The following is a 26,615-nucleotide window of genomic DNA, read 5'->3' on the forward strand; positions in this document are numbered from 1 at the left end:
GATCGGCGTGCGCGTCGTTGCGAACTTCATGTGTTCTTGCTCACTGCATTCGATACTGAGCGCATTGTCAGGAGATCCACCATGTTTTTGCGCCGTAACGGGCTGTCGTTGTGTCTGCTTGCGCTGACCTTGTTTTTCATCGGCTGCCAGATCTATGCCGGGCTCCACGCCTACAACACGGAGCTACGCGAGCATGGATTGCCGACGCTGCAGCTGGCTGCCTATCTGCACAGCCCGCACTTCATGTCTGCGTTGTTCGAGAATTGGGAAAGCGAATTTTTGCAGATGGGCATGTACGTGTTGCTGACGGTCAAGTTGCGTCAGGTGGGGTCCGCGGAATCGCGCCCTCTCGACCCCGATGAAGAGCACACGTCGATCAAGCCAGGCTCTGCGCCGTGGCCGGTACGTGCCGGTGGGCTGTGGCTGCGCCTGTACCAGCATTCGCTGGCGATCACGTTTGGCATCCTGGTCCTGATGAGTTTTGTGTTGCATCTGATCGGCAGCTGGCGGCTGGAGCTGCTGGAACGTGCACAGAAGGGCCTGTCACCGATCAGCATGCTCGACCATTTCACCGATGCCGGGTTCTGGTTCGAGTCGATGCAAAACTGGCAAAGCGAATTTCTAGCGGTGTTTTCACTGGTGGTCTTGACGATCTGGCTGCGCCAGAAGGACTCGCCACAATCCAAACCAGTCGAGGCGCCACATTCGCAAACCGGCGGATGATGGTGGTGGCAAGCCCGCTGCGCAGACACTAGACGGACCCGCTAGAGAGCACTTCACGCCATCACACAGCGTCGTTCACCGCACTGCAATGTGCCTTTGCCTAGCGTGACATCACACCGTGACGCAGGAGATGCAGATGGGGACCGAACCGAAAAAACCATGGGGCCCTGACGCCGATCAGAGCAAGCCATTTACGCCGCAGGAAAGGCGCAACGAAGATGCGGACTGGAAAGTGCACGACATGCCCGACGAGGACCGTGACGTGAACAAGGCCGACCCGGAGCACGATTACGAACGACCGGACGGATCGGAAAAGCGCTGAGATCTTCTCGCAATTCGATAGCACAGCGCCCGCAAATGCTGACGTTGTGCTATCTGCCGCGTTGCGATGTCATGCCCGCACTCCACGCCGCGCAGCGCTGGAGCAGGCTCAATGGTGATAGCCCACATCGGCGGCGATCTTGCCGCGGAACACGCGATACGACCACACCGTATACCCCAACACCAGCGGCAACAGCACGACCAGGCCAACCATCGGAAAGATCTGCGACGACGGTGGCGCGGCCGCCTGCCAGATGGTGTAGCTCGGCGGTACCAGATACGGCCACATGCCCAGCACCAGCCCGATAAAGCCCAGCACGAAGATCGCCAGCGTCAGCAAGAACGGCGAGGCATCGCTGCGTGAGCTGTCGCTGCTGCGCCACAGCGCCAGTGCCACTGCCGCGGTCACTACCGGAATGGGCGACAACCACCAGAAGTTGCCATCCGCAAACCAGCGCGCCATCACGTGCGAACTCAGGAACGGCAGCCACGCGCTGACCAGCACCAAAAAAGTCACCACCACACCGACCAGCGGCTTGGTCAGCTGACGCGCCAGGGTATGCGTGCGCCCCTCGGTCTTGAGGATCAGCCAGGTGCTGCCGAGCAGCGCATAGCCGAACACCAAGGCCGCACCGGTGAGCATGGTGAAGGGGCTGAACCAGCCGAATACCCCGCCGATATAGCGCCCATTCTCCAACGCCATGCCTTCCACCAGCGCGCCCAGAATGATGCCTTGCGCGAATGCAGTGAGGATCGAGCCCGCGATGAACGACAGCGTCCACAGCCGCCGCGAGCGCTGCGCCTTGAAGCGGAACTCGAAGGCCACACCGCGGAACACCAGCGCCATCACCATCAATAGCACCGGCAGATACAGCCCGGACAGGATCACCGCGTACGCGGCTGGAAATGCCGCGAACAAGCCTGCGCCACCGAGCACCAGCCAGGTCTCGTTGCCGTCCCAGATCGGCGCGGCAGTGTTCATCATCAGATCTACTTCCTGCTCGTCGCGTGCGAACGGCGCCAACATGCCCAACCCCAGCACAAAGCCATCGAGCACCACGTACATCAGCACGCCAAAGCCGATGACGCCAAACCACGCCACCGGTAACCAATAACTCAGTTCCACGGTGCGTTCTCCTGCTCCAACGCGGTGTCTGCTGCCGACAACGGACGTGCTGGGGTGTGTTCGCCACCGGCCACGTCCGGGCCGTCGTGACTGGGGTGCGGGCCGGCGCGGACCAGCTTGGTCAGATAGAAGATGCCGAAACCGAACACGAACGCGTAGCCCAGCACGTACACCAGCAGCGACACCGCCACGGTGGCGGTCGATTGCGGGCCCACCGCGTCGGCGGTGCGCAGCAGTCCATACACCACCCACGGCTGTCGCCCGATCTCGGTGACGAACCAGCCGGCGACCAGGGCGATGAAGCCGGCCGGAAGCATCACGTTCCAGGCCAGGATCAGCGCTTTTGCATGCAGCCGGCCGCGCCACCAGGCAATGGCGGAAATCCACGACAGCAACAGCATCGCCATGCCCAGGCCGACCATGATGCGAAACGCAAAGAACACCGGCGCCACCGGTGGCCGCTGATCGCGTGGCACCGAGGTCAGCGGGGTGATCTCGCCATCGGTGCTGTGGGTCAGGATCAGGCTGCCCAGACGCGGAATAGCGACTTCATAGTCGTTGCGCTCGGCCTCGGCATTGGGCATCGCAAACACCACCAACGGCACGCCTGCGCCGGCTTTTTCGTTATGCCAGTGCGCTTCCATCGCCGCCACCTTGAGCGGCTGATGTTCGAGCGTGTTGAGGCCGTGCTGGTCGCCGACCATCACCTGGATAGGCAGCACGATGGCCGCAAACGCCACCGACAGCCGCAACATGCGCGCCGCCTCGGTCAGATGCACGCCCTTGCGCAAGTAATACGCCGCCACACCGCCCACCACGAAGCAGGTGGTGATGAACGAGCCCAGCGCCATATGCGCAAGCCGATACGGAAACGATGGGTTGAAGATGATCTGCATCCAGCTCACCGGATGCACGATGCCGTTGACCATCGCGTAGCCCTGCGGCGTATGCAGCCAGCTGTTGGACGACAGGATCCAGAAGGTGGACACCAGCGTACCGATCGCCACCATGCAGGTCGCAAAGAAGTGCAGCTTCTCCGACACGCGACCCCAGCCGAACAGCATCACGCCAAGAAAGCTCGCTTCCAGAAAAAACGCGGTGAGCACTTCATAGCTCAGCAGCGGCCCGATCACGCTGCCGGCAATGCGGCTGAGCTCCGGCCAGTTGGCGCCGAACTGGAACGCCATCACGATGCCGCTGACCACGCCCATGCCGAAGGAGACGGCGAAGATGCGCAACCAGAAAAAGTACAGCCGCTTCCAGCCCTCGTCGTGCGTGCGTAGCCAACGCCATTCCAGAAAGCCCAGCAGATTCGCAAGGCCAATGGTGAAGGCGGGGAACAACACATGGAACGAAATGACGAAGGCGAACTGGATGCGGGACAACAACAGCGCTTCCACAGGGATCTCCCTAGTGCCGGACGAGCGTGGGTACGTTCACGGCGACACTGGCGTGGCAAAGATGATGGTCATTGGTGATCGTGATCGTGGGATCGGGGCTGACGTACAACGTCAGCATCTCGGGAAAGCGCTGCGCTATCGCGTTGCGCCTCGTCATGCTGCGGACCGCAAGCGTGTGCGCATACGGCACTAAAGGGTGATCCGGCGTAGCGAGCGCAACTGCAAGGTGGCAGTACCGCGTTGCCGCGCCCGTTATCCGCGTGCCTGCCGTAGGCTTGCCTGCAACGGCGCGCCGACTACGCGCTGCGTAAATGCCGCAGGCAGCGTGGTGCCAGCCAGTCGGCAAGGGCCGCATTGGTCGAACCCGGGGTCAGACACAGTGCGTCGCGCACTGCCTTGATCGCCTGATGTTCGGTCAGCTCCGGCTGCGCGTTGTAGGCATCGCAGACGGCGCGCACAGTGCTTTCGGGGATGCCATCGAAGGAGTGATAGCCAAGCTGGCCACGCCGATGCTGGTCCCGCCAATACGTCAATTCGTTTTGCACATCGGCGTGGCGATGTACCGACACTGCATGCATGAGACACCTCGCTCGGCTAGGTCAGGGAGCAATGTTTGCGCGTTGAAAGTACGTTGCTGTGAGGATGGCCTGCACGCCGTCTCCACACGGCACGCGCCGCAGTGGATCACGTCTCAGGCCACTACGTTCACTGGCCGACTGGTTTAATACAGCTGTCGGCATCAGGTCACGTCACTTCCGGCCACACCACCGGTTGCGATGCAACAGCACAAGCGAACTGATCTATTGAGTTCAGCCCGGCTGCGCACTCCAAGAATGCGCGGCAACCATGCTGGCAAACCTTGCACTGTTTGGCGTTTCGGCATGCCCGGCGCGGCGACCGACCCCGACCATGACGCTTGGCACTGGCAAATTCAGGCCCGGCCGTGCGTACTTCGCGTATGACGCGGCGAGCTCGACTTAGGGGGAAGGGTGCCGTTCGATCACGATGGTCGTGACTGCAGCGTGCAATCTCGTGGTGATACGCAGGCGCACTCTTCGCGCCGCCGTCACAATTCTCAACTGAACATGTACTAGTCATTGCGGACAGAAGCGCTCATGGACCGTCTTTCCTGCGCCATCATCGACGACGACGTGGAGTTCTGCGATCAGGTGGTGGAGTTAGCCACCGATAGCGGCTTCCGTGCCAAGGGCATTCACACTCTTGGCGAAGCCAGCCGTTGGTTGGACAGCAATTTCCCCGATCTACTGGTCGTGGACGTTGGCCTGCCCGACGGCAGCGGTTTCGATCTCATCGAACGGTTGGACCCGGACCACACACCGAAGATCGTGGTGGTGTCGGGCGATTACGCCTATGAAACCCAAGGCCGCGCGCAGCAGTTCGGCGTCAGCGAGTTCTTGACCAAGCCGTTCGCGCCGGAGCGCCTGGAGCGCGTGCTGGGTGGCCTGCGTGAGGCGCAGCAGGGCAATCTGGGCATCATTGGCAATAGCGACAGCATCGTGCTGTTGCGCAAGGACATCGTGCGCGTGGCGCCGACCGATTTGAATGTGCTGGTGACCGGCGAGACCGGCACCGGCAAGGATCTGGTCGCCCGTGCCATCCACCGGGTGTCCGGCCGTCGCGGTCGCTTCGTGCCGGTCAACTGCGGTGCGATTCCGGAAGAGTTGCTGGCCAGCCAGCTGTTCGGCCACGAGCGCGGCAGCTTCACCGGCGCCGACCGTCGTCACGCCGGATTCCTGGAACAGGCCGCCGATGGCACGCTATTTCTGGATGAGATCGGCGAAATGCCCAAGCGGTTGCAGGTCTATCTGCTGCGGGCGATCGAATCGCGCAGTTTCATGCGTATTGGTGGCAACGAAGAGATTGCGCTGGATGCCCGCGTGGTTGCGGCCACGCATCAGCATGTGCAGCGCGAGCACGCGGTGCTGCGCGAGGATTTGTTCTACCGCCTCAACGAGTACCCGATTCAGGTGCCGGCGCTGCGCGAACGCCGCGGCGATGCGCGGGTGCTGGGGCTGCGCGTGATTAACGAACTCAACGTCAAATACGGCAAGCGCAAGCTGCCGACCAAGTCGCTGCTGCGCTACCTGGCGTATCACACCTGGCCGGGCAACGTGCGCGAGCTGCGCTCGTTCATCCACTATCTGTATCTGCGCTCGGACGGCGATCTGCTGACTGCGCCGGATGTGGAGCAGACCGTACCGCAGGCCGACGAAGACGGGCTGCTGATTCCGGCCGGCTGGACCATGCGTCAGGCCGAGGACGCCATGATCGAATCGGCCCTGGCGCGTACGCGTTTCAACAAGAAGGCGGCGGCACGCGAGTTGGGGATCAGCGTGCGGACGCTGCACAACCGGTTGAGCGACAAGGACGCGTAGTGACGGACGCTGCATTGCAGGGACGGCAGCGTGAGCTGCTGCATCAATTGCGTAACCGTCTCAACGTGATGGGCTTTGCGTTGTACTCCTTGCGCAGCGACACCTCCAAGCCAATGGAGACGCTGCGTAACGCGCATCAGTCCGCGACTGAATTGCTCAACCAGCTGGGCGAGCAAGAGCGTGCCCAGCAGCTGGCCGACGACCCGCACCCCGAGGCATCGCCGACAGCGCCACCCGACGACAACTGATCGGTAGTGCTCGTCTGACTGGGTGTGCTGGGTCTGCGATCTGGTAATGGTTAGCAGTCGTGTCGATGCGGAGGCGCTGCGCGTGCAGATGCAAGTGCATCCAGAGGTACAAGCCCATCGATGCTTCAGCGGTGGCCCTACTCGTATAACCGCCCTTCGGAGTCGAAGGTTTCGCGTGGCGAGGTGGTGCTGTGTCAGGACATGGAAGCACCCTTCGTGCGGAAGCTCGCCTGTCCGCGCTATGCATTGGTAGATAGTGACTTTGTGCAGATACTGGAAACGAGCTGGGTATGGTCCACGGACGTTTGCAGTCAATCTCAAAGAGCTGAGTGACGCCGACCAAACGATTGAATCGTCCAGTAAAGAGTTTCTATCGCCAAACTGAAGAGCGATGGACGCCGAACGATCCGCGCCGTGACCGTGCTAAGCCGCCAAGTGGCGAACCCGGCCACGGCATGCGCGCTGAAAAGCGTGCGTGCCGTGGTACCGAGCGCGGGCCGATTCCACTGGCGGTACGGCGCTTTCCTTGATCCACAGCGCCGCCCCTGCCAATAGCGCCTCCCCGCATGGTCGATCAGGCCGCCTTGCTGGTCCTGGCTACTTTCTGGTTGCCGCCTTGTTCGGCAAGCAGGGTCAGCTTTTCGTCGGTGGCCTTTTCTTCTTCCAGCGTGGCCAGCAGCAGCGGCAGCGCATCGCTATAGCCGAGTTGCTTGGCCATTGCCGCAATGGTGCCGTACGAAGCGATCTCGTAATGCTCCACTTTCTGTGCGCCACCGATCAGCGCGGCGTCGCGCACGGGGCCGGCTTCGATTTCATCGATCACCTCGCGGCTTTCTTCCACCAGGCCTTCCATCGCCGCGCACTTGATGCGCTTGAGCTTGATGCCCAGCACCTCGACCACCTGGTCAATGCGCTCGATCTGACCCTGGGTTTCTTCCAGATGGGTTTCGAACGCGTCTTTCAATTTTGGCTCGGTCGCAGCACGTGCCAAACGCGGTAGCGATTTGGTGAGTTGTTTTTCGGCGCTATAGATGTCCGACAGCTCGTGGATGAAAAGTTCTTCGATCGTCTTGATTGCCATGGGTGGCTCCCGTTGTTGGTCAGAGGTTTGAAATGTCGCGTTCGCCGCCTGGCGGTAACGCGGTTTGGTTGCTCGCGTTCGACAAACGCGAGCACGATGGTTTTCAGATACATGATTAGCCAGTCGGCCAAGGCGTCTGGCCTCAGGCCATATCGCGTGATCGCTAAGCTAGTCTTGCGAGTGTTAGCGCGATTGGTGGAAACGGTGATCCCGATGCGATGGCGGCCTGTGCCGTAACGAGTGCGTGCACGCATCGCTCACGTGGGCGCGCGTTAGAGCACGCCAAGAGCTGGCGGACAGGTGTTTCTACGTGAGCGTGCGTGCATCGCGGTCGCCTGCATCGGGCTGTACAGATGCGACGCGGCATTACTACGAATGCCGTCTTACTGAGATAACGACAGGCCATGCGCAGGCAACATATCGGCGATGGCATGCATGTGGGTGGCGTGTGTGCATGCGGCATAGACGGATGCGCTACAACGCAGTTCACACGCCTGCACGAGATGTCCTATGACCCCGCTGGATAAACCGTTACGTCGTGAGCTACAGATCGGCGACCAGGCATATACGTTGATCATCGACCCCGACGGGTTGAAGCTGGTCGAGAAAAGAAAAACGCAAGGGCGTGCGCTTGCGCTGGGACGCGCTGATCAATGGCGATGCCGCACTGGCCATCGCCTTGAATGCCTCACTCGGCGATGGGTGAGGCGTTCAAGGCGCCGTGCATAGCACCGCGACGACCCGCTTGGCTCAGGTCGTCGGAAACAACTGCGCCAGCGTGCGTACTGCCGCTTCGGTTGCGGCCCGGTCGGGAGTTGCATCGGCATTATTGAAGTCGTTGGCGCCCTGCGCCTGTACCAGCAGCCCGTCGCGACGCGGCACCACATTGAGATTGTGGCCGCGCCAGACCAGACCGTAGGTGACCTCCGGCTGCGGGATCAGCCGTGCGGTCTGGCCACGCACCGGAATCACACTGTCGTCGCCCAGCAGTGCACGCGCGCCGTAACCGGTGGCGTTGATCACGATTTTTTCGCGCAGGTCGGCAAACTGACGCGGATCGTCGAAGCTGCGCGTGTAAAGCTCGCCGCCCGCCTGCAGAAAATCCTGCAGCAACAGCCGCGCATATGCGCTGATGTTGAAGGTCAGCTGGCTGTAGCGCCGCACGAACGGCACCGGGAACGGGTGGTTGCCGGCAGTCAGTGCTTGCGAGCGCGGGCCAAGGTCGTGCAGCAGCGTGCGCTCCAGTGGCGGGTAGTCTGGTTCGTGCGCCTCGGCCGAGGTGACCGGTTGATCGAACGGCACATCCGACAAGGCATAGCCATCGCGCCATTCGATCGGCTCGCCGGGCAGGCCGAGCAGGGTCTGATATCGGCGAAACGAGATCCGCGCCATCTCTTCCCAGCGCGTCTTGAAATCGGCTGTGGCGTGCTCGCTGGTGCAGACGCGCGAATCCGGCGACCACACGCCGGTGGCATAGAACGAGCGCACGTCCGGCAGCCGCTCGCGGGCATAAATGCGCACGCGCAGGCCGGCGCGTTGCGCTGCCACCGCCGTGGTCAGCCCAATCGCGCCACAGCCGATCACTGCCAGCTCGCGCACGTTTGCATCGGCCGCGCGCACCAGTCGCAATGTGTGTTCGGCCGCGCCCCACGACAACGACCAACCGCTGCCGCCGTGCCCGTAGTTGTGCACCACCGTCTTGCGCCCGATGCGTTCTGCCTCGATGCGCGGACCCTGCGCACGGAACGGCCGCGTGCAGCCGTCGATGGCGATGATGCGATCGACCGATGCGCGCATCGGCGTCAGTGCGGGCGTGGCAGCAAAGGGAATCGGCAATGCATCGGGCGGCGGCAGCGGTGTGGACGGCGCAATGGCCGCCTTGCCGGTGGCGGCCCAACTGCCGGTCGAAGCGGCCGCAAGCGCAAGGCCTGCGCTGTGCAGAAAATGACGGCGGTGCATGCGACTCCTGCGCGGTGGTGTGGAGGGTGGTCGACCGACTGCGATGTAAGACGCGCCGGCGTCCCGCAGCAACACAGCGGGGCCACCCGATGGCAACGCACGCCGACCTGGCACGACAGCGTGCTAGGCCGCATGCCTTACGGCAACCAGGCAAGCGGTCTGTTGCTTGCCTGTGTCGAGCATACCGCGCAGGCCTTGGCCTGCCGACCAGCCAGGTCGGGTTTCGTCCTGCGATCCCGGCACTTGAGGTGGCGCTGACGGCCATTCGTCGCCCAGGGCTTTCGCAGCGGCACGTGCCGGCTATGCTCGCTCCCGTCCCATCTCCGACGAGTCCCTGCCGTGTCTGCCAGCGTCTTTCTGATCGTGCGTATCGTATTCGCCTGGGCTGCCGCGCTGGTGGTGGCGGGCAGCATGTGGGCGCAGCTGTTCGGCTCTACCGGCGCGTTCTTCGGCCTGATCTGCATGGTGCTGTTGACGCTGGCATTGATGAGCGCGATTACCCATGTGCGGCGCGTCCGCCTGATCGCCGGACGGTTGGACCACGACACCTTGTCCACGCGGCAGCGCCGCCAGATCGAAGTGCCGCTGGAGGCGCAGGCCAGCTTTGCGGTCGTGGAAGAGGCGGTGCGTGCGCTGCCTCGCGTGCAGGATGTCGAATGCGCGCCGGGCAGCCTGCTGATCCGTGCCAAGATCCGCCGCTTCGACCCATACGCAGGCCGCAAGCCTTCGCGCTGGAATCTGTTTGCGCGCTTTGCCATCACCCACAACCAGGTGCTGGTGACGATTGCGCCGGGGCAGGGCACCAGCAGCGTCACCGTGTTGTGCGAGCCCGATGCCGGCGCCTGGGTGGACCTGTTTGCGGTGGACGAAGGCAGTAACTTCGAGAACGCCGAAGCGATGAATCGCGCGGTGGTGCGCCGGGTCGGCGAGCAGCGTCGCGACGAGCAGGCCGCCGCCGAGCAATCGGTGATGGAAAAGGAACTGGCCGTGGCGCGCTTGAACCTGCTGCATGCGCAGGTGGAGCCGCACTTTCTCTACAACACGCTGGCCAGCGCGCAGGTATTGGCGCGCACCGACCCGCCGCGCGCCGACATCATGATCGGCCACTTGATCCAGTACCTGCGCCGCTCGCTGCCCAGCGCGGACGATGCCACTTCCACATTGGGCGAAGAACTCGAACGTACCCAGGCCTACCTGGAAATCCTGCGCATCCGCATGGGCACGCGGCTGGCGCTGCAGGTGGAAGTGCCATACGAGCTGCGCGCCCTGCAGGTGCCGTCGATGATGTTGCAGACGCTGGTGGAAAACGCCATCAAACATGGACTGGAACCCAAGTCCGGCGGCGGTACCGTGTGGATCCTGGCGCGCCGCCTGGACGAGCACCAGGCCACGCTGACCGTGGCCGACGATGGCCAGGGGTTCAACACCCATAGCCACGGCACCGGCATCGGGCTGAAGAATCTGCGCGAGCGGCTGCAGCTGATCTACGCCGGCACCGCCAGCTTTGCCATCGTGTCCAATTTCCCCAGCGGCGTGGCGGCCACGCTCACGCTGCCCTTGCCGGCGCAACCGGCCGCGCCGCGCCCGCCGCCGCTGCCTGACGCCGCCACGACCGAGCAGGTGCAGGCGTGAGCGCGCTACGTGCGGTGATTGCCGAAGACGAAGCGCTGCTGCGGCAATCCTTGCTCGCGCTGCTGGCCGAGGTGTGTCCGCAACTGCAGGTGGTTGGTGAATGCGAAGACGGCGCCAGCGCGCTGGAGACCATCGCCACTCAGCAGCCGGATGTTGTGTTTCTGGATATCCGCATGCCCGGCCTCACCGGCATCGAGGTGGCACGCGCGATGCGCGAGGTCAGCCCGCGCACGCAGGTGGTGTTCGTCACCGCCTACGATCAGTACGCCATCGATGCGTTCGAACACGGCGCGGTGGACTACCTGCTCAAGCCGATCAACCGCGAACGCCTGCAGGCCACCTGGCAACGCGTGCAGCAACGCGCCGCCGCCGGGCAGCCGGACGGCAGCCTGCTGGAAGCGCTCTTGCAGCGCCTGTCGGCACGCCCAGCAACGCCCGGCGTCGCGCCACCACTGGCCTGGCTCACTGCCACCAGCGGCCGCGAGACGCGTTTGATCGCACTGGATGAGGTGGCGTATTTCCAGGCCGATCAGAAATACACCACGGTGATGACGGCCGGCGCTGAGGCGCTGCTGCGCACCCCGCTGCGCGAGTTGCTCGATGTGCTCGACCCGCAGGTGTTCAAGCAGATCCACCGCTCCACCATCGTCAACATGAAGGCGGTGGCTTCGGTAGTGCGCGATGACACCGGCAAGGGCCGGCTGGCGCTGCGCGGGCGCAGCGAAACGCTCACCGTCAGCCAGCCGTTCATGACCCTGTTCCGCGGCATGTAATCCCCCGTCTCCCCCATACCGCATCGACAAGAAAGGATTGCTTCCATGCGCCTGATCGCCTCCCTGGTGTATTGCCTGCTCGCCCTGGCCGGCTGCCACGAACGCAACGGCACCACTTCGATCACCCGCGCCACCAGCGATGGCCGCGACGTGCTTTTCAGCAAGACCTTGGTCACCGACGCCGAGACCAATGTGCATTGCCTGGCCAGCAGCAGCGGCCAGTGCCATTACCTGATCTATGAAGAGCAGTGCCCGGCTGCCACGACCGCCGCCACGGCCAGCGGCGGCACACCGGCGCCGGTGTGTGCGCGCAAGACGCTGGACAGCTTTGCGCTGCTGCCCGGGCAGGTCCGCGCGCTACGCGGTCTTCCGGCGGCAGCCCACACCTGCGTGGACCGCAACGTGCCCGCTGCCGAGTGCCACGGGTAAGCCGCAGCACGTGGCAGCGCGGCAGTGTTGCGTAGTGCAAGCAACAGCTGCGAAGGGCGCACGGATGCGCGCGCCGTCGCATCGCTGTGTCGCGTAGAGCCTGAATACGCACTGACGACAAGCGGCCGCTTCTGCGATCATTGTCGGCTTGTTGCCGGTTTGCGGCGCCCTCACTGCCAGGCTTTTCATGTCCGAACATTCGTTGCGCCGCGACGTCGGCCCTTTTGCGCTCATGCTCACCGGGCTGGGCTCGATCATTGGTTCCGGCTGGTTGTTCGGCGCCTGGCGCGCGGCTGGGCTGGCCGGTCCGGGCGCCGTCTGGGCCTGGATTCTGGGTGCGGCGATCATCACCACCATCGCGCTGTCCTACGCCGAACTGGGCGCGATGTTCCCCGAATCCGGCGGCATGGTGCGTTACAGCCATTACTCGCACGGCTCGTTGGTGGGCTTCATCGCCGGCTGGGCGAACTGGATCGCGATCGTTTCGGTCATCCCGGTCGAAGCCGAAGCCTCGGTGCAGTACATGGCCTCCTGGCCGTGGGCCTGGGCGCAGGGTCTGTATGTGCAGGCACCTGGCGGAGCTGGCGAGTTGTCGGTGCCCGGGCTGCTGATTTCGGCGGTGCTGGTGCTGGTGTATTTCTTCCTCAATTTCTGGAGCGTCAAGCTGTTTGCGCGCTCCAACACCTTGATCACCGTGTTCAAGCTGGTGGTGCCGGCGGCGACCGGCGTGGCCTTGATCGCCAGCGGCTTCCACAGCGAAAACTTCAGCGTCGGCATCCATGGCGATGCCCACGTGATCGACCTGGCGGCAGTGCTCACTGCGGTAGCCACCGCAGGCATCGTCTTCAGCTTCAACGGCTTCCAGAGCCCGGTGAATCTGGCCGGCGAGGCACGTAATCCGGGCCGCAGCATTCCGTTCGCGGTGCTCGGTTCGATCGCGCTGGCCACGGTGGTCTACGTGATCCTGCAGGTGGCCTATATCGGCGCGGTGCCGCCGGATCTGCTGGCCAAGGCCGGCTGGCACGGTATCGATTTCCGCTCGCCGTTCGCCGAGCTGGCCATCATCGTCAACCTGCATTGGCTGGCGATGCTGCTGTACATCGATGCGTTCGTCAGCCCCAGCGGCACCGGCATCACCTACACCGCCACCACCGCGCGCATGGTGTACGGCATGGAAAAGAACGGCACCATGCCGGCCGCGCTTGGCAAGCTGCACCCGGTGTGGGGCGTGCCACGCATGGCGATGTTCTTCAACCTGGCGGTGTCGTTCGTGTTCCTGTTCTTCTTCCGCGGCTGGGGCACGCTGGCGGCGGTGATCTCGGTGGCGACGATCATTTCCTATCTCACCGGGCCGATCAGTGCGATGGCGCTGCGTCGCCACGCGCCGGAACTGCATCGCCCGCTGCGCATCGCTGCTTTGCCGGTGCTGGCCGGCGTCGCGTTCGTGATGGCGACCGAGCTGCTGTACTGGGCGCGCTGGCCGCTGACCGGCGAGATCATCCTGCTGATGGTCGTGGCGCTGCCGGTGTACTGCTACTACCAGGCCAAGCAGGGCTGGCCGGATCTGCGCCGCAATCTCAAGGGCGCGGCCTGGATGATCTGCTACCTGCCGATCATTGCGCTGCTGTCCTGGGCCGGCAGCAGCGATTTCGGCGGCCATGGCTACCTCAGCTACGGTAGCGACCTGGCGGTGGTCGCCGCAGTCGGTGTGGTGTTCTACATCTGGGGCGTCCGCAGCGGCTGGCGCACCCCGTCGGTGGAACAGGCGGTGGCGCGGGCTTGAGTTGGCGTGTCAGCGGATGCGGGTTGGAGACCGCTGCGCCCAGCAGACCGTGCAGATGGAGCTTGATCGTAGCGGGGTTCCCGCCTACGATGGCGTTGCAAGCAGATCGCACTGGAACATTCGCCGCGATCCAATGACATAAAAAACGGCCGGTGCACTGCGCACCGGCCGTTCTTGTTTGGAGTAGTCACCGTCTACTTACGACGTGCTGCAGCGACATCCATCGCTGCAGCGGTGCGCTGGTCGCTTAGGCGTTGACGACCAACCGTGGCGCGCCATCGAAGCGGTCCAGGTCGCGCAGCAATTCGGTGTAGCGACGCAGGCGGCCCATCTCACGCATGTTGACGATGTCCTCGTGGCGCAGTTCGCGCTTGGAGGTCACTTCCTGCTTGTAGTGCAGCACTTCCGGGTAGCGACGCGTCATGTCCAGCGCGTCGGCAACGCACTCGACCGAGTCTGCATCCGGCGCCACCCGCGCGCGGCTGTTGAAGGCGCGCAACCAGCGTTCGAAACCGGCGCTGTGATCGAACAGATCGGCGATGTACCACATGATGAACAGGATCGACGCCCACGAGGTAAAGATGATCACCACGCGGCTGAAGGTCAGGTGGTAGTCGTTCTGCCACAGCTGATGCGTGATCACGCCCAGCAACACCAGCGAAATCGCCTGCCAGCCGATGATCGAGGCGATCACCCATTGTTTCTTGGCCACCTTGAGCAGATCGAGCTCTTCGTCGAGCTGCGTGTCGGTCTTGTCGCGCCAGTAGACGACCTGCTCGTCGAAGGAGCGTCGATGGAGTGCGTTGTCCTGCAATAGCAGGCCTAAACCCTGAAACAAAGCGATCATGACAAGCTCCTAACGGATGACTGGTACGAACGACTTGCTGCACCGGCGGTTGCCGGTGCCCTGGAGCGACCGACGCGCCTTGCGCTGCATGACAAGGTCGGACGGCTCTAGTTCTAGCACTTTCGCTGTGCATGGCAATGCCTGCGGCGAACCTGCGGCCGCGCAAAGTTGCGCACTTGCGCACAAAACGCTGAATTCAGGCGGTTTGTCTGCAGTGCCATGGCATCGCGCGCGCGTTGCATCGCCACTCTTGTTGCACTGCACACTTGCTAATGCGGCGATCCCGCGCGTGATTGGCTTGGGCAGGCTGGGGATTTGCAGGCTGGGGATTGGGACGCGTCGGCGGGGGGGGCGAGCGCGGCTATCAAAACGACGGCGCCGCCTCGGGGTGGGCGCGGCCGGTGCTCGTCATCGGCACTGCACCACCTGACGACTGCGCTATTAGGTGATGGTCGCTCCAAGCGCGGGCGCTGCGCCCACGCAGCCGGCTAAACAAAAACGACGGCGCGTGGCTGTGGCTGACCGGTGGATGAGGCAGCTGTGGCAGGGTAGCCGCGCACTGACGTGATCATGCAGGCGCATCCGTATCATGGCGGCATGTCAGCCGTCCTGCGTACCCTCACTGCTCCCGCCGCCGAACAGATCCGCCGCTGGGTGCTGGGCGCGTTTCCGCGTGGCCAGAGCACCATCGAATACGACCAGCCGCTCGGCGATCCCGGCATCTTCGGGCCCGACAGCGTCACCTGGCGCGTGCACTCCGAATTTCCCGGCATGTTGTCTGGCGGGTTATGCGCATTGATGCTGCAACTGTTGCATCCGCGCGCGCTGGCCGGGGTCTACGACCACTCCAACTTCCGCGCCGATCTGGTCGGTCGGCTGCGGCGCACCACCAACTTCGTTGCCGGCACGACCTACGCGCCGCAGGCCGAAGCCGAGCAGCTGATCGCGCGCGTGCGCCGTATCCATTCGCATATCCGCGGCCACACCGCCGACGGCGTGCCGTACGAAGCCAACGACCCTGCGCTGCTGACCTGGGTGCATGTCACCGAAGCCTACGGATTTCTGCAGGGCTGCCGGCGCTATTGCCGTGATGTGCCGAGTGCCATTGCCGACCGCTATTACGACGAAGCGCGACGCGTGGCCGAAGCCCTGGGCGCCACCGACGTGCCCGCCAGCGAGGCCGAGGTGGAGGCGTATTTTGCTTCGGTGCGCAGCGAGCTGCGCATGGACGCACGCTCGCGCGAGGTGCTCGACATCCTCACCAGCATCCAGCTGCCGGTGCCTGCGGCAGGGCTGTCGCGGGGCGTGTTCCTCGGTGCCGGCACTGCGTTATTGCCGGTCTGGGCCAGCGACATGCTGGGCCGCACCACCACCCAGCGCGCACAGGCACGCGCATCTGCCCGCCTGCTGCGTAGCCTGTCGCCGTTGTTCCGCACCGCGTTGCGCGACGGCTTATCGGCCCGTGCCTGCCGGCGCATGCAGTTGGAACCGGCGACGTTGCTGCAGTGGCCTGAGTAGCGGTTTGGCAGGTGGGAGTTGTGTGTGGCTTGCGTGCTGGTTTGGTGCTGCATGGTGCTGCGTGTGCGGTTACATCGCCGCGACTACCGACCCTCACCCCAACCCCTCTCCCGGTGGGAGAGGGGCTTGTCTGCGGCGTCTTCTCGCAAGGCTGCAATAACCGATCAATCCTGCAGTGAATGACCTGCGGTGTGCCTGCGCATCCGGCACCAAGTTTGTCTCACGCAGCGATTTAACCTGCGGCGTGCCCGAGCGAGCGGCCTGCAACGTCCTCTCTCGCGGTGATTGAGCTGCATGTAAAGAGCAATCGGCAGCCAAGACCCTCTCCCCCGAGAGATGCGTTTGGGTGAGGCAACAGCGCGCGTGGGGCGACAACGCCAGTAAAGAGCAATCGGCAGCGAAGACCCTCTCCCCACGAGAGATACGTTTGGGTTAGGCAACAGCGCGCGTGGAGCGACAACGCCAGACATGTCTGGCCGACATCAGGCCGACACTGCAACCTACTGCACTGACCCCGCTGCGAGCGATGGACGAGTGAGCAGCATGACCGTCCGATGATGGCAGGCACGCCTACAGTCGCGGTTACATCGCCGCTTCACGACCAACGCCGGCACTTACCAGATCTTGACCCGCTGCTCGGGCGCCAGATACAGCTGTTGATCCTGCGTCACATCAAAGGCCGGGTACCAGGCGTCCAGATTGCGCACGGTCTGCGCGCGGAAGCGTCCGGGCGCGTGTACATCGGTGAGCACCGCATTACGCAGTGCAGCGTCGCGGTACTTGCCACGCCAGGCTTGCGCAAAGCCGAGGAAGAAGCGCTGATCCGGGCTGAAGCCATCGATAGTCTGCGGCTGCTTGCCCTGCAGCGACAACTGGTAGGCATCGTACGCGGTGGCCAGGCCGGCGACGTCGGCGATGTTTTCGCCTAGCGTCAGCTTGCCGTTGACCGCCAGATCGTCAAACGGCTTGTACGCGCCGAATTGCGCGGCCAGCGCATTGCCGGCGGTCTCGAATTTCTTCAGATCCTGCGGCGTCCACCAGTTGTGCAGCTCGCCGTGTTCGTCGAACAGTGCGCCCGTGTTGTCGAAGCTGTGGCTGATCTCATGCCCGATCACCGCGCCGATCGCGCCGTAGTTCACCGCATCGTCGGCGGCCGGGTCGAAGAACGGCGGTTGCAGAATCGCGGCCGGGAAGAGCAGGCGATTTTCCAGCGGCACATTCAGCGCGTTGACCTCCTGCGGCAGCATGTACCACTCGCGATGATCGACCGCCTTGCCCAGCTTGGCGATGTTGCGGCGATACTCGAACAGGCCGGCGCGTTCCACGTTGCCCAGCGCATCGTCGCGACGCACGTCGAGCGCGCTGTAGTCGCGCCAGCTGTCCGGGTAGCCCACCGCCACGGTCAATCCGGCGATCTTGGCCTTGGCGTGCTGTTTGGTCTCCGGCGTCATCCACTCCAGCGCATCGATGCGCTTACCGAATGCAGCGATCAGGTTCTTGACCATCTCTTCGACGCGGGTCTTGGTTTGCGCACTGACGTACTTTTGCACGTAGCGCTTGCCGACCGCTTCGCCCAATGCGGCATTGGTGGCATCGATCCCACGCTTCCAGCGTTGGCGTTGTTGCGGCGTGTCTTCCAGGGTGGTGCCGTAGAACGCAAACTGCTCATCGGCAAACGCCTTGGACAGATACGGCGATGCACGATCCAGCGCACGAAAACGCAGATAGTCCTTCCAGGTCTGCAGCGGCTCGGACTGCACCAACGCCGACAAGCCGCGCACGGCCTGCGGCTGCCACACAATGAAGTCCTGCTGCGCCTTCAGACCGGCGGCATCGAAGAACAGCGGCCAGTCCAGGCCGGGAGCGTTCCGCGCGAAATCGGCCTGTTTCCAGGCATTTGCGCCCGCCTGCACGTTGTTGGTCTGCTCGGGCGTGGCGTGCACGCGCGCGATTGCGACTTCCAGGGCCAGGATGCGCTCGGCCTTGGCCGGGGCATCGTCGATGCTGGCCAGTTCCAGCAGCTTGACGATGTGGGCGCGGTAGGCATCGCGCAGCCGCGCCATGCGCCCGCCGTCCAGGTAGAAACTGCGCTCGGGCATGCCCAGGCCGCCTTGCACCAGGTACGGCGCGTAGCGGCCGGGGTTGTGCAGATCCTGCGAGACCCACAGGCCGAACAGACGGTCGGTGTAGAAATTCGTCGAGTTGAGCAGGTCCACATCGGCGCGTAGCTGCCCACCGAGGGTGCGTGCCAGCGCCTGCTTGTCTTCCAGCTGCGCGATGGCGTCGAGCTCCGGCTGCACCGGCCGCACGCCCTTGGTCTCGATGCTGGCTTCGTCCATATAGGCGGCGTAATAGTCGCCGATCTGCTTGTCCTCACCGGTGACGCGGTCGTTGGCGGCAGCGCCTTCGATGATGTCGCGGCTGTGGCGCTCGGTGTCGATGGCGATGCTGACGAAGCTGTTCAAGCTGGAGCGGTCGTCGGGAATCTGCGTGGTCTTGACCCAGTTGCCGCTGGCGTAGCTGAAGAAATCGTTGCCCGGCGCCACGCTGCGATCCATGCCTGCCATATCGAAGCCGAAATCACCGAGCTTGGGCGTGCTGGGGGCGGGCGTGGTGCGGGTGTCGGCCGCTGGCGCCGCGCCATCGCGGTGACAGGCTGCAGTGGTCAATGCCGCAGCAGCCATGGCAGCGATCAGGACAGGGCGGTGCAAAGAAGCCATGCGGCGCAACTCGGAAACAGGAACAAGGACCGCAGTGTAAGTGGCATGCGGTGCCACGTCCCGATTTGAGGGCAGGCGCCTATGCATCCTGGCGCGTTGTGGACACGCTCGGTTCAGCGCCGTCGCTGATACCAAAAACCCAGCGCGTCGCGGGTCTGCAGCATGCGGCGCCCGCGCCACAGGAAACGCAGCAGCAAGCCCAGGTGCTCGCGCTTGGAAAAACTGCGCAGCTTGCGGTCTGATGTGTGCACGGTCTGGCGCAGGATCACAAAGCGCCCGCACCGTGCCAGCGCACGGCTCAAGGCCACATCTTCGCCGGCGTAGTAGCGCGTATCGAAGCCGCCCGCGCTGACGAAGGCCACGCGCGAGCAGAACAGAAAGCAGCCGGGCGCGATGCCGGCAACGCGGAAAAACCAGCCGAACGCGGCTTGCGCTGCACGTTCGAACCACACCCGGTCGCCCTGCAGATGCACCTGCGCACCGCCGCCCACCGCGCCGGCCTCCAGTGCAGCCAGTGCGGCGCCGACCACCTGCGGGTTGATCAAGGTATCTGCGTCCAGAAACAGCAGGCGCTCGCCTTGTGCGGCCTGCGCGCCTGCATTGCGGGTCGCAGCGATATGCCGCAGCTCGACCTCCAGCACTTGTGCGCCGTTGTCGCGCGCAATGCGTGCGGTGTCGTCCTCGCAGGCATCGGCCACCACGATCGCTTCATAGTCCAGCTGCATCACCTGTGCGCAGGCACGCAGGCACTGCAGCGTTTCGCCGATCAGTGCAGCCTCGTTATGCGCGGGAATCACGAAGGACAGCATGGGACGTGGTGTGAGCGATGATGCGCTGAGTGTGCAAGCAGCGGTGGTGCGATGGCGTGAGTGCATGCGATCGGCACAGCCATAGCGTGCTCGGCCGGACGTGGCCGTCGGGGCGAGGTACGCATGTCTGCCGCCTGTGTTTCTTCGTGCCGGCGCTGTGCACAGACGCTTTCAGCAGTCCAGCGCGAAACCGCAGCGATTGCTGCGGTTTCGCGATCATGGCTCAGCGGTTGACCGCGCCCATCATCGCTTCGGGGTAACGCGTGCCGGCCGCAGCCTGCGCCGGGAAAATCGCATCGATGCGCGCCAGTTCGTCGGGCATCAGTGCCACATCCAGCGCGGCGATGTTCTCGTCCAGATATGCCGCACGCTTGGTGCCGGGGATCGGGATCAGGTCCTGGCCCTGCGCCAGCACCCAGGCCAATGCCAGTTGCCCGGGTGTGATGCCCTTGTCGGTGGCGATCGCCTTGACCTGCTCCACCAACTGCAAATTGCGGGTGAAGTTGTCGCCCTGAAAACGCGGCGAATGCCGGCGGTAATCGTCCGCGTCGAAGTCGTCGGGCGATGAGAACGCGCCGGTGAGAAAACCGCGGCCCAGCGGCGAGTACGGCACGAAGCCGATGCCGAGCTCACGCACGGTGGCGAACACGCCGTTGTCTTCCGGCTCGCGCGACCACAGCGAGTATTCGGTCTGCACCGCGGTGATCGGGTGCACGGCATGTGCGCGGCGGATGGTGGCTGCGGCCGCTTCCGACAGCCCGAGAAAGCGCACCTTGCCCTGTTCGACCAGACGCGCCATCGCCCCGACGGTGTCTTCGATCGGCACGTTGGGATCCACGCGATGCTGGTAATACAGATCGATGTGCTCCACGCCAAGACGGCGCAGGCTGGCCTCGCAGGCGGACTGCACGTAGGCCGGGCTGCCATCGATGCCGCGCACCGACGGGTCGTTGGGATCGAGCTTGATGCCGAATTTGGTGGCCAGAAACACTTCGTGCCGGCGGGATGCGATCGCCTTGCCCACCAGCACTTCATTGGTGTGCGGGCCATACATGTCGGCGGTGTCGAGCAGGCTGATGCCGCGGTCGAGCGCGCGATGGATCACCGCGATCGAGGCAGCCTCATCGCTGCGGTCGCCATAGAACGCGCTCATGCCCATGCAGCCAAGGCCGAGTGCGGAAACGGTGGGGCCGGAACGGCCAAGTGTGCGGGTTTGCATGGTGGGGGAAGCTCCGTGCAGCGAGGTAGGCGGGGAGAGTGGCGTGGCGTGCGTTAGCGCGATGTGGCCCACGCGCGAATGCTTGAGGCCGGTGAGTGGAGGGGAGATGCCTTTTTGCTTGGGAATTGCAGCGACGTGCAGTTTCCAAGGGTTTAACGGCGGATGCGCTGAGCAAGGGTCCATTTGTTGAAGGCGCTGATTGCAAGGCAGCTTCGCGTAGTGAACAGCGTTTGCTGCAGCATTCGATGACCTGTGGCGACACACAGCGTCTGCGTCTCGTTGCGCTTGCCGTATCGCCCACCACGCGCGACGTGTTGCCGACGCCGCCATCGGCACCCTGGCCTGGCCTGGTGCCGAACACTGCGCTCGCGATGTTGCAGAACATCATGCTGTCGTCGACGCACGGCACGATCTCGCATTGCCACGCGATTTAGGTATCACTGAGTGCAGTGCGCGCAGCCGCAGCGATCCGCCAGCGCGGTCACACGACGCAGTCAATGCCAACGACATCGGCCAAGCTGCACGCCTGCTCTCGGCGCCACGGCAGCAACCGCACCGTCAAACAAACCAACGCCCGCGCGTATCGAGCCGCCTCAAGCCGGCCCAAACGCGCGGGCGCTGCGATGATGGCCTTAGTCCTTGAGCTTGTTGGCAAACTCAGCGACGCGCTTGCCGAGCAGCTTTGCGGTTTCCAGATCGCCGCTGCGCGGGGCTTCGTCCGGCGAGGCATCGGAGGGCGAGATTGCCAGCGCGCCGCCCCAACCGGCGGTCCAGTTGATGTCCTGCGGACCGTGCGCCTTGGTGTTGGACGGCGGCAGACCGGTGCCGACCCAGACCTGCCCGTGCTGCTGCGACAAGGTCCAGAAATACTGGATGGTGGCGTACTTGTCGCCGTTCACCGAGGCCGAGTTGGTGAAGCCGGCGGCCACCTTGTCCTTCCATGCCTGCGCAAACCACGGCTTGGAGCTGTCGTCGGCAAACCTCTTGAACTGCCAGGCCGGCCCGCCCATGTAGGTGGGGCTGCCGTAGATGATCGCGTCGGCTGCGCCGATCGCCTCCCAGGCGTCGTCGGGCAGTTTGCCGTCCTGGTCGATGCGGTACAGCGTGGCCTCGCCGACACTGGCGGCCCCTGCATGCACGGCTTCGGCCTGCTTGACGGTGTGGCCGTAGCCGCTGAAATACACGATGGCGATCTTGCTCATGGACGCTCCTGCTGAATGAGGGAGGCCGATTGTGCGCACACCAGTCGCGACGGAAGAATGACCACGTGCGGGACGAACTGTTGCCGCGGCCGCTTGGGGCGGCCAATACAGCCACTACACCGCCACCGGACAGGCGCAGCCGGCGTTCTGTGCTCACATATTCCGGTTCTGAGCGCGCCACCCACACCAACGTAGGATTGCTGACGCGTGTTGTCAGCCGCTTTAGCCAGCCGGCGGCGTCAGGTGCGGCGTGTGCCAGGCGCGCTGCCACACCAACGACGATGACTGATCGCGTGTTGCCAACCGCGCTTAGCCGGCCGCCGGCTCGGCCAGGCATTCGAGCAGGTAGTCGATGAAGCTGCGCACCTTCGGCGCTAGGTGGCTGCGGCTGGCGTACACCGCAAAGATGCCGATCTCGCCGAGTTGGTAGTCGGGCAGGATGCGCAACAGGCGGCCGCTGGCGATATGCGCATCGGCCAGGAAGTCCGGCTGCATCACGATGCCCTGGCCGGCCAGCGCGGCCGCATTGAGCACGTGGCCGTTGTTGGCGCGCAGCCCGCCGTGGATGCGTACATCGACATCGCCGTCCGGGCCATGGAAGCGCAGCTCGTCGCCGCTGGGCGAGTATTGGTACAGCAGACATTCGTGGCCGGCCAGGTCGGACGGGTGCTTCGGCGTGCCGGCGCGCGCCAGATAGGCCGGCGCTGCGCAGGGCAGCAGCCGAACCTTGCCCAGTTGCCGCGCGATCAGCATCGGCGCCGGCTGGCGGGTGATGCGGATGGCCACATCGAAGCCTTCTTCGACCATATCGACCAGGCGATCGGTCAGCGACAGGTCCAGCTCCACCTGCGGGTAGCGTGCGCGAAAGCCGGGCAGCAGCGCGCCCAGACGCTCGATCCCATAGCTCACCGGCGCATTGACTCGCAGCACACCGGACGGCTCCAGCGCCTGCGCGCCGATGGTGGCTTCCAGGTCGTCCAGATCGGCCAGCAACTGCAGGCAACGCTGGTAGTACGCCGTGCCGGCGCTGGTCAGGCTGACCCGGCGCGTGGTGCGGTTGAGCAGGCGCGTGCCCAGGCGTTGTTCGAGCGCGGCGACCTGGCGGGTGACGTTGGCGGTGGAACGGTCCAGCGCATCGGCGGCGGCGCTGAAGCCGCTGCGTTCGGCCACCGCGGTAAACACGCGCATCGCATCGAGGGTATCCATGGCCGTTCCGATTGTTTCTTTGGTTGCAATAAATTATTCGAATCCGATGTATTTATCAGATTTTAGTAAGTAATAGGCTGTGTGGGTCCTCAACGGAGTGCCCGTCATGTCCACCCACCTCGCACCGCCTGGGACTGCTGCCTACGGCGCAGCGCTGCTGCGTATCAGCCTGGGCGCCCTGTTCCTGGTGCATGGTCTGACCAAGCTGTTGGTGTTCACCCCGGCCGGCACCGTGGGCTACTTCCAGTCGCTTGGCCTGCCCGCCGCGCTGGCCTACCTCAGCATGGCGCTGGAACTCGGCCTGGGCCTGGCGTTGCTGTTGGGCCTTTACGCGCGCTGGGTGGCGCTGCTGGGCGTGCCGTTGCTGTTGGGCACCATCGTCAGCGTGCATGGCGCCAACGGGTTCGGTTTCTCAAACCCGGGTGGCGGTTGAGAATATCCGGCGCTGTGGGCGGTGTTGCTGGTCGTGCAATCGCTGCTGGGCGATGGCGCGCTTGCGCTGAAGCCGGCGCGCTGAAGCCTGTCATTTTGAAGTCTGTCATTTAAGGAGCCACGCATGAGCCGCATGCCATCGTTGTACATCTCGCATGGATCGCCGATGACGGCGTTGCAGCCTGGCCAGGTCGGGCTGCGTTTGGAAGAACTGCGGCATCTGCTGCCACGGCCGCGCGCGATCGTCGTCGCCACCGCGCACTGGCTTGGCCGTCGCCCGCTGGTCAGCGCTGCCGCGCGGCCGGCGACCATTCACGACTTCGGCGGTTTTCCTGCGCCGTTGTACGAGTTGGAGTATCCCGCGCCCGGGGAGCCCGCGCTGGCGCAGCAGATCACCCGCCGCCTGGAACAGGCCGGCCTGCATCCGCAGCTGGACTCGCAACGCGGCTTCGATCACGGCGTGTGGGTGCCGCTGCGCTTGCTGTACCCGGCGGCCGACATCCCGGTGGTATCGGTGTCGATCCAGCCCGAACTCGGCCCTGCCCACCAGTTTGCGGTGGGGCGCGCGCTGGCACCGCTGCGCGACGACGGCGTGCTGGTGATCGGCTCGGGCAGCATCACCCACAACCTGCACGATTTTCGCCACGGCTATAGCGTTGAGCGCGAGGCGCCATATGTGCGCCCCTTCATCGAATGGACCGAGCGCAAACTGTTGGAAAACGACATCCCCGCGCTGCTCGACTATCGCCGACAGGCGCCGTATGCCGAGCGCGCACATCCCAGCGACGAGCACCTGTTGCCGCTCTATGTCGCGATGGGTGCGGCCGGTGGCGACCACCTCGGCGCGCAGCGGATTGATGCCGGGATCGATCTGGGCTTTCTGGCGATGGATCTATATCGCTTCGACGGCGATGCCGCGATTGCCGCTTGATCGGGGTGTGAAGGCAGTGCCGCTGCCGCGGCGGCACTGGAGCACTCACGGCAGCACTTTGGCCCACGGCGGTAACGGCGTGACTGCCGTGCCGCAGCATCGAGTGCATCACTGCGACGCCGCAGCGATAAGGGCATTCGGCGGTTGCGTAGCGCTGACGACATCACCGCGGCACCGCAGTGTTGAGGCATGACCACAACACAGAAGCGTTGAGGCATGACTGCAGCCCCGCAGTGTTGTGGCATGACCACAACACCGCAGCGTTGAGGCATCACCGCAGCCCCGCAGCGCTCTGAAGCATTCACGATCTGCTGCGGTGCAGTCTCATAGGCTGAGACGCCCTGGCTGCATGCTGCCCGCGTGAAAATCCTCGACAAGCTCGCCGTCCTCGCCGACGCCGCCAAATACGATGCCTCGTGCGCCTCCAGTGGGGCGAACAAGCGCAATTCGCTCGGTACCGGCGGGATCGGCAGTACCGAAGGCATGGGCATCTGCCACTCGTACACGCCCGATGGCCGCTGCGTGTCGCTGCTGAAGATATTGCTGACCAACTTCTGCATCTTCGACTGCGCGTACTGCGTCAATCGCGTGTCCAGCAATGTGCGCCGCGCGCGCTTCACGCCGGAAGAAGTGGTCACGCTGACGCTGGACTTCTACAAGCGCAACTACATCGAAGGCCTGTTCCTGTCCAGCGGCATCATCCGCAACTCCGACTACACCATGGAACAGCTGGTGGAAGTGGCACGGCAGTTGCGCGAGGTGCATCGTTTTGCCGGCTACATCCATCTCAAGACCATTCCCGACGCCGCGCCCGAGCTACTGGCCGCGGCTGGCCGCTATGCGGACCGTCTAAGCATCAATGTGGAGTTGCCGACCGAGCAGGGCCTGACCCTGCTGGCGCCGGAAAAAAGCGTTGGCGGCATTCGGTCGGCGATGGGCGAGCTACGTTGGCGCATCGAAGAAAACCAGCTGGAGCGCAAGGCCGAAAAGGTGCGCCGGGCCAAGCCGCCGCGCTTTGCGCCGGCAGGCCAGAGCACGCAGATGATCGTTGGCGCCGACGATGCCAACGACCGCGCCATTTTGGACACCAGCCATAACTTGTACGGAAATTACCGCATGCGGCGGGTGTATTACTCGGCCTTCAGCCCGATCCCGGATGCATCGTCCAAGCTGCCGCTGCAGGCGCCACCGTTGCAGCGCGAGCATCGGCTGTATCAGGCCGATTGGTTGCTGCGGTTCTACGAATTTTCGGTAGAGGAAATCGCGCCTGCACAATCCAGCGGCATGCTGGACCTGGATGTGGACCCCAAGCTGGCCTGGGCGCTGCGTAACCCGGAGCGGTTTCCGGTGGATCTGAATGTGGCGCCGCGTGAAATGTTGTTGCGGGTTCCGGGGCTGGGCACCCGCAATGTGGAGCGGCTGCTGTTGTCGCGCCGGCATGCACGGTTGCGGGTGGGCGATCTTGCGCGGTTGCGTGTGCCGATGAAGAAGCTGCTGCCGTTTGTGAGTGTGCTGGACCATCATCCGCGCCAGCGCCTGGACGATCCGGCGCGGTTACGTGCGCAGTTGGCGCCCGCACCGCGGCAGGCAAGTTTGTTCGATTGATGCTCCTGCCTTCTCCCATCGGGAGAAGGTGCCCGAAGGGCGGATGAGGGTGCGCCCGCAGGTATGAGCTGGACGTTCCTGATTGCTGCTACGAATCCCCAACTTCGGTCGCCGAATTCCTGCTCCAAGCGCTTGGGCGCCTTGCGGCGCGGGTGATGTGTCTTGGCAAACGTCACCAAAACCGCCATCGCCTGATGCGATCCTGCGCCGGAGCGACAAAGCGATACCAACTGCAAAAAGCAGCAATACAGATGC

At 64.2% G+C, this 26,615-nt stretch carries 21 protein-coding genes and 3 pseudogenes; 13 read left to right on the forward strand and 11 right to left on the reverse strand.

The window, feature by feature from the left end; genetic code table 11:
- Positions 1 to 81 precede the first annotated feature (81 nt).
- On the forward strand, positions 82 to 723 hold the full coding sequence (locus ABQZ00_RS00755) for a DUF6766 family protein (protein WP_323537855.1): 642 nt from the start codon (positions 82 to 84) through the stop codon (positions 721 to 723).
- Positions 724 to 859: 136 nt separating this feature from the next.
- Entirely contained in the window at positions 860 to 1,045 is a 186-nt protein-coding gene (locus ABQZ00_RS00760; RefSeq protein WP_161961694.1) for a hypothetical protein, read from the forward strand.
- 108 nt (positions 1,046 to 1,153) lie between these two features.
- Here the strand turns inward: ABQZ00_RS00760 and cydB are convergent, their stop codons facing one another.
- The 3 genes from cydB to ABQZ00_RS00775 all read right to left on the reverse strand — a co-directional run bounded on the left by cydB (position 1,154) and on the right by ABQZ00_RS00775 (position 4,148).
- Positions 1,154 to 2,170 (reverse strand): cytochrome d ubiquinol oxidase subunit II, encoded by a 1,017-nt coding sequence (cydB, locus tag ABQZ00_RS00765; protein WP_323516748.1) that lies wholly within the window; start codon positions 2,168 to 2,170, stop codon positions 1,154 to 1,156.
- Entirely contained in the window at positions 2,161 to 3,570 is a 1,410-nt protein-coding gene (locus ABQZ00_RS00770; RefSeq protein WP_323537854.1) for a cytochrome ubiquinol oxidase subunit I, read from the reverse strand. The genes cydB and ABQZ00_RS00770 overlap by 10 nt, the downstream gene beginning before the upstream one ends.
- Positions 3,571 to 3,866: 296 nt before the next feature.
- Positions 3,867 to 4,148 (reverse strand): hypothetical protein, encoded by a 282-nt coding sequence (locus ABQZ00_RS00775; protein ID WP_323537853.1) that lies wholly within the window; start codon positions 4,146 to 4,148, stop codon positions 3,867 to 3,869.
- 537 nt (positions 4,149 to 4,685) lie between these two features.
- Here ABQZ00_RS00775 and ABQZ00_RS00780 point away from each other — a divergent pair.
- Positions 4,686 to 5,966 (forward strand): sigma-54-dependent transcriptional regulator, encoded by a 1,281-nt coding sequence (locus ABQZ00_RS00780; RefSeq protein ID WP_115529002.1) that lies wholly within the window; start codon positions 4,686 to 4,688, stop codon positions 5,964 to 5,966.
- The gene (locus tag ABQZ00_RS00785; protein WP_503064231.1) at positions 5,966 to 6,214 is read left to right on the forward strand and encodes a hypothetical protein; all 249 of its coding nucleotides are present in this window, start codon (positions 5,966 to 5,968) and stop codon (positions 6,212 to 6,214) included. The genes ABQZ00_RS00780 and ABQZ00_RS00785 overlap by 1 nt, the downstream gene beginning before the upstream one ends.
- A gap of 574 nt (positions 6,215 to 6,788) precedes the next feature.
- Here the strand turns inward: ABQZ00_RS00785 and ABQZ00_RS00790 are convergent.
- Complete coding sequence (locus ABQZ00_RS00790) at positions 6,789 to 7,295, reverse strand: YciE/YciF ferroxidase family protein (RefSeq protein WP_323537852.1); 507 nt, start codon at positions 7,293 to 7,295, stop codon at positions 6,789 to 6,791.
- Between the two features lie 510 nt (positions 7,296 to 7,805).
- On the opposite strand from ABQZ00_RS00790, the pseudogene ABQZ00_RS00795 reads away from it, so the two are divergent.
- A pseudogene (locus tag ABQZ00_RS00795) lies at positions 7,806 to 8,001 on the forward strand (hypothetical protein).
- A 44-nt stretch (positions 8,002 to 8,045) separates the two neighbouring features.
- On the opposite strand, the gene ABQZ00_RS00800 reads toward ABQZ00_RS00795, so the two are convergent.
- Positions 8,046 to 9,254, reverse strand: coding sequence for an FAD-dependent oxidoreductase (locus ABQZ00_RS00800; protein WP_323537851.1), 1,209 nt, complete (start codon positions 9,252 to 9,254; stop codon positions 8,046 to 8,048).
- A gap of 339 nt (positions 9,255 to 9,593) precedes the next feature.
- On the opposite strand from ABQZ00_RS00800, the gene ABQZ00_RS00805 reads away from it, so the two are divergent.
- From ABQZ00_RS00805 to ABQZ00_RS00820, 4 genes are all read left to right on the forward strand, one after another.
- A complete protein-coding gene (locus tag ABQZ00_RS00805; protein WP_323537850.1) occupies positions 9,594 to 10,886 on the forward strand; it encodes a sensor histidine kinase in 1,293 nt (430 codons plus the stop codon).
- Positions 10,883 to 11,659, forward strand: a complete 777-nt coding sequence (locus tag ABQZ00_RS00810) for a LytR/AlgR family response regulator transcription factor (RefSeq protein ID WP_323537849.1) — start codon at positions 10,883 to 10,885, stop codon at positions 11,657 to 11,659. The genes ABQZ00_RS00805 and ABQZ00_RS00810 overlap by 4 nt, the downstream gene beginning before the upstream one ends.
- 45 nt (positions 11,660 to 11,704) lie before the next feature.
- Positions 11,705 to 12,088, forward strand: coding sequence for a hypothetical protein (locus ABQZ00_RS00815; RefSeq protein WP_115562972.1), 384 nt, complete (start codon positions 11,705 to 11,707; stop codon positions 12,086 to 12,088).
- Between the two features lie 187 nt (positions 12,089 to 12,275).
- Positions 12,276 to 13,871, forward strand: a complete 1,596-nt coding sequence (locus ABQZ00_RS00820) for an APC family permease (protein ID WP_323537848.1) — start codon at positions 12,276 to 12,278, stop codon at positions 13,869 to 13,871.
- A gap of 247 nt (positions 13,872 to 14,118) precedes the next feature.
- Here the strand turns inward: ABQZ00_RS00820 and ABQZ00_RS00825 are convergent.
- Positions 14,119 to 14,808, reverse strand: a pseudogene (locus ABQZ00_RS00825) (hypothetical protein).
- Between the two features lie 507 nt (positions 14,809 to 15,315).
- On the opposite strand from ABQZ00_RS00825, the gene ABQZ00_RS00830 reads away from it, so the two are divergent.
- Positions 15,316 to 16,236 (forward strand): oxygenase MpaB family protein, encoded by a 921-nt coding sequence (locus ABQZ00_RS00830; protein ID WP_323537847.1) that lies wholly within the window; start codon positions 15,316 to 15,318, stop codon positions 16,234 to 16,236.
- 614 nt (positions 16,237 to 16,850) lie between these two features.
- Here the strand turns inward: ABQZ00_RS00830 and ABQZ00_RS00835 are convergent.
- The 5 genes from ABQZ00_RS00835 to ABQZ00_RS00855 all read right to left on the reverse strand — a co-directional run bounded on the left by ABQZ00_RS00835 (position 16,851) and on the right by ABQZ00_RS00855 (position 23,392).
- A complete protein-coding gene (locus tag ABQZ00_RS00835; protein ID WP_323537929.1) occupies positions 16,851 to 18,920 on the reverse strand; it encodes a M13 family metallopeptidase in 2,070 nt (689 codons plus the stop codon).
- 149 nt (positions 18,921 to 19,069) lie between these two features.
- A complete protein-coding gene (locus tag ABQZ00_RS00840) occupies positions 19,070 to 19,765 on the reverse strand; it encodes a glycosyltransferase (protein ID WP_323537846.1) in 696 nt (231 codons plus the stop codon).
- Between the two features lie 223 nt (positions 19,766 to 19,988).
- Complete coding sequence (locus tag ABQZ00_RS00845; RefSeq protein ID WP_323537845.1) at positions 19,989 to 20,984, reverse strand: aldo/keto reductase; 996 nt, start codon at positions 20,982 to 20,984, stop codon at positions 19,989 to 19,991.
- 632 nt (positions 20,985 to 21,616) lie between these two features.
- Positions 21,617 to 22,186, reverse strand: a complete 570-nt coding sequence (locus ABQZ00_RS00850; RefSeq protein WP_323537844.1) for a flavodoxin family protein — start codon at positions 22,184 to 22,186, stop codon at positions 21,617 to 21,619.
- A gap of 309 nt (positions 22,187 to 22,495) precedes the next feature.
- A complete protein-coding gene (locus ABQZ00_RS00855; protein ID WP_055847865.1) occupies positions 22,496 to 23,392 on the reverse strand; it encodes a LysR family transcriptional regulator in 897 nt (298 codons plus the stop codon).
- A 106-nt stretch (positions 23,393 to 23,498) separates the two neighbouring features.
- Here ABQZ00_RS00855 and ABQZ00_RS00860 point away from each other — a divergent pair.
- The 3 genes and pseudogenes from ABQZ00_RS00860 (at position 23,499) to ABQZ00_RS00870 (ending at position 26,360) form a co-directional block, all read left to right on the forward strand.
- Positions 23,499 to 23,909 (forward strand): annotated as a pseudogene (locus ABQZ00_RS00860) (DoxX family protein).
- A 39-nt stretch (positions 23,910 to 23,948) separates the two neighbouring features.
- Positions 23,949 to 24,755: a DODA-type extradiol aromatic ring-opening family dioxygenase gene (locus ABQZ00_RS00865; protein WP_323537843.1), complete on the forward strand. Its 807-nt coding sequence runs from the start codon at positions 23,949 to 23,951 to the stop codon at positions 24,753 to 24,755.
- A gap of 360 nt (positions 24,756 to 25,115) precedes the next feature.
- Positions 25,116 to 26,360: a putative DNA modification/repair radical SAM protein gene (locus tag ABQZ00_RS00870; RefSeq protein WP_055847872.1), complete on the forward strand. Its 1,245-nt coding sequence runs from the start codon at positions 25,116 to 25,118 to the stop codon at positions 26,358 to 26,360.
- Positions 26,361 to 26,615: the final 255 nt, after the last annotated feature.

It is taken from the genome of Xanthomonas sp. WHRI 10204, from assembly GCF_040202875.1.
Taxonomy (GTDB): Bacteria; Pseudomonadota; Gammaproteobacteria; order Xanthomonadales; family Xanthomonadaceae; genus Xanthomonas.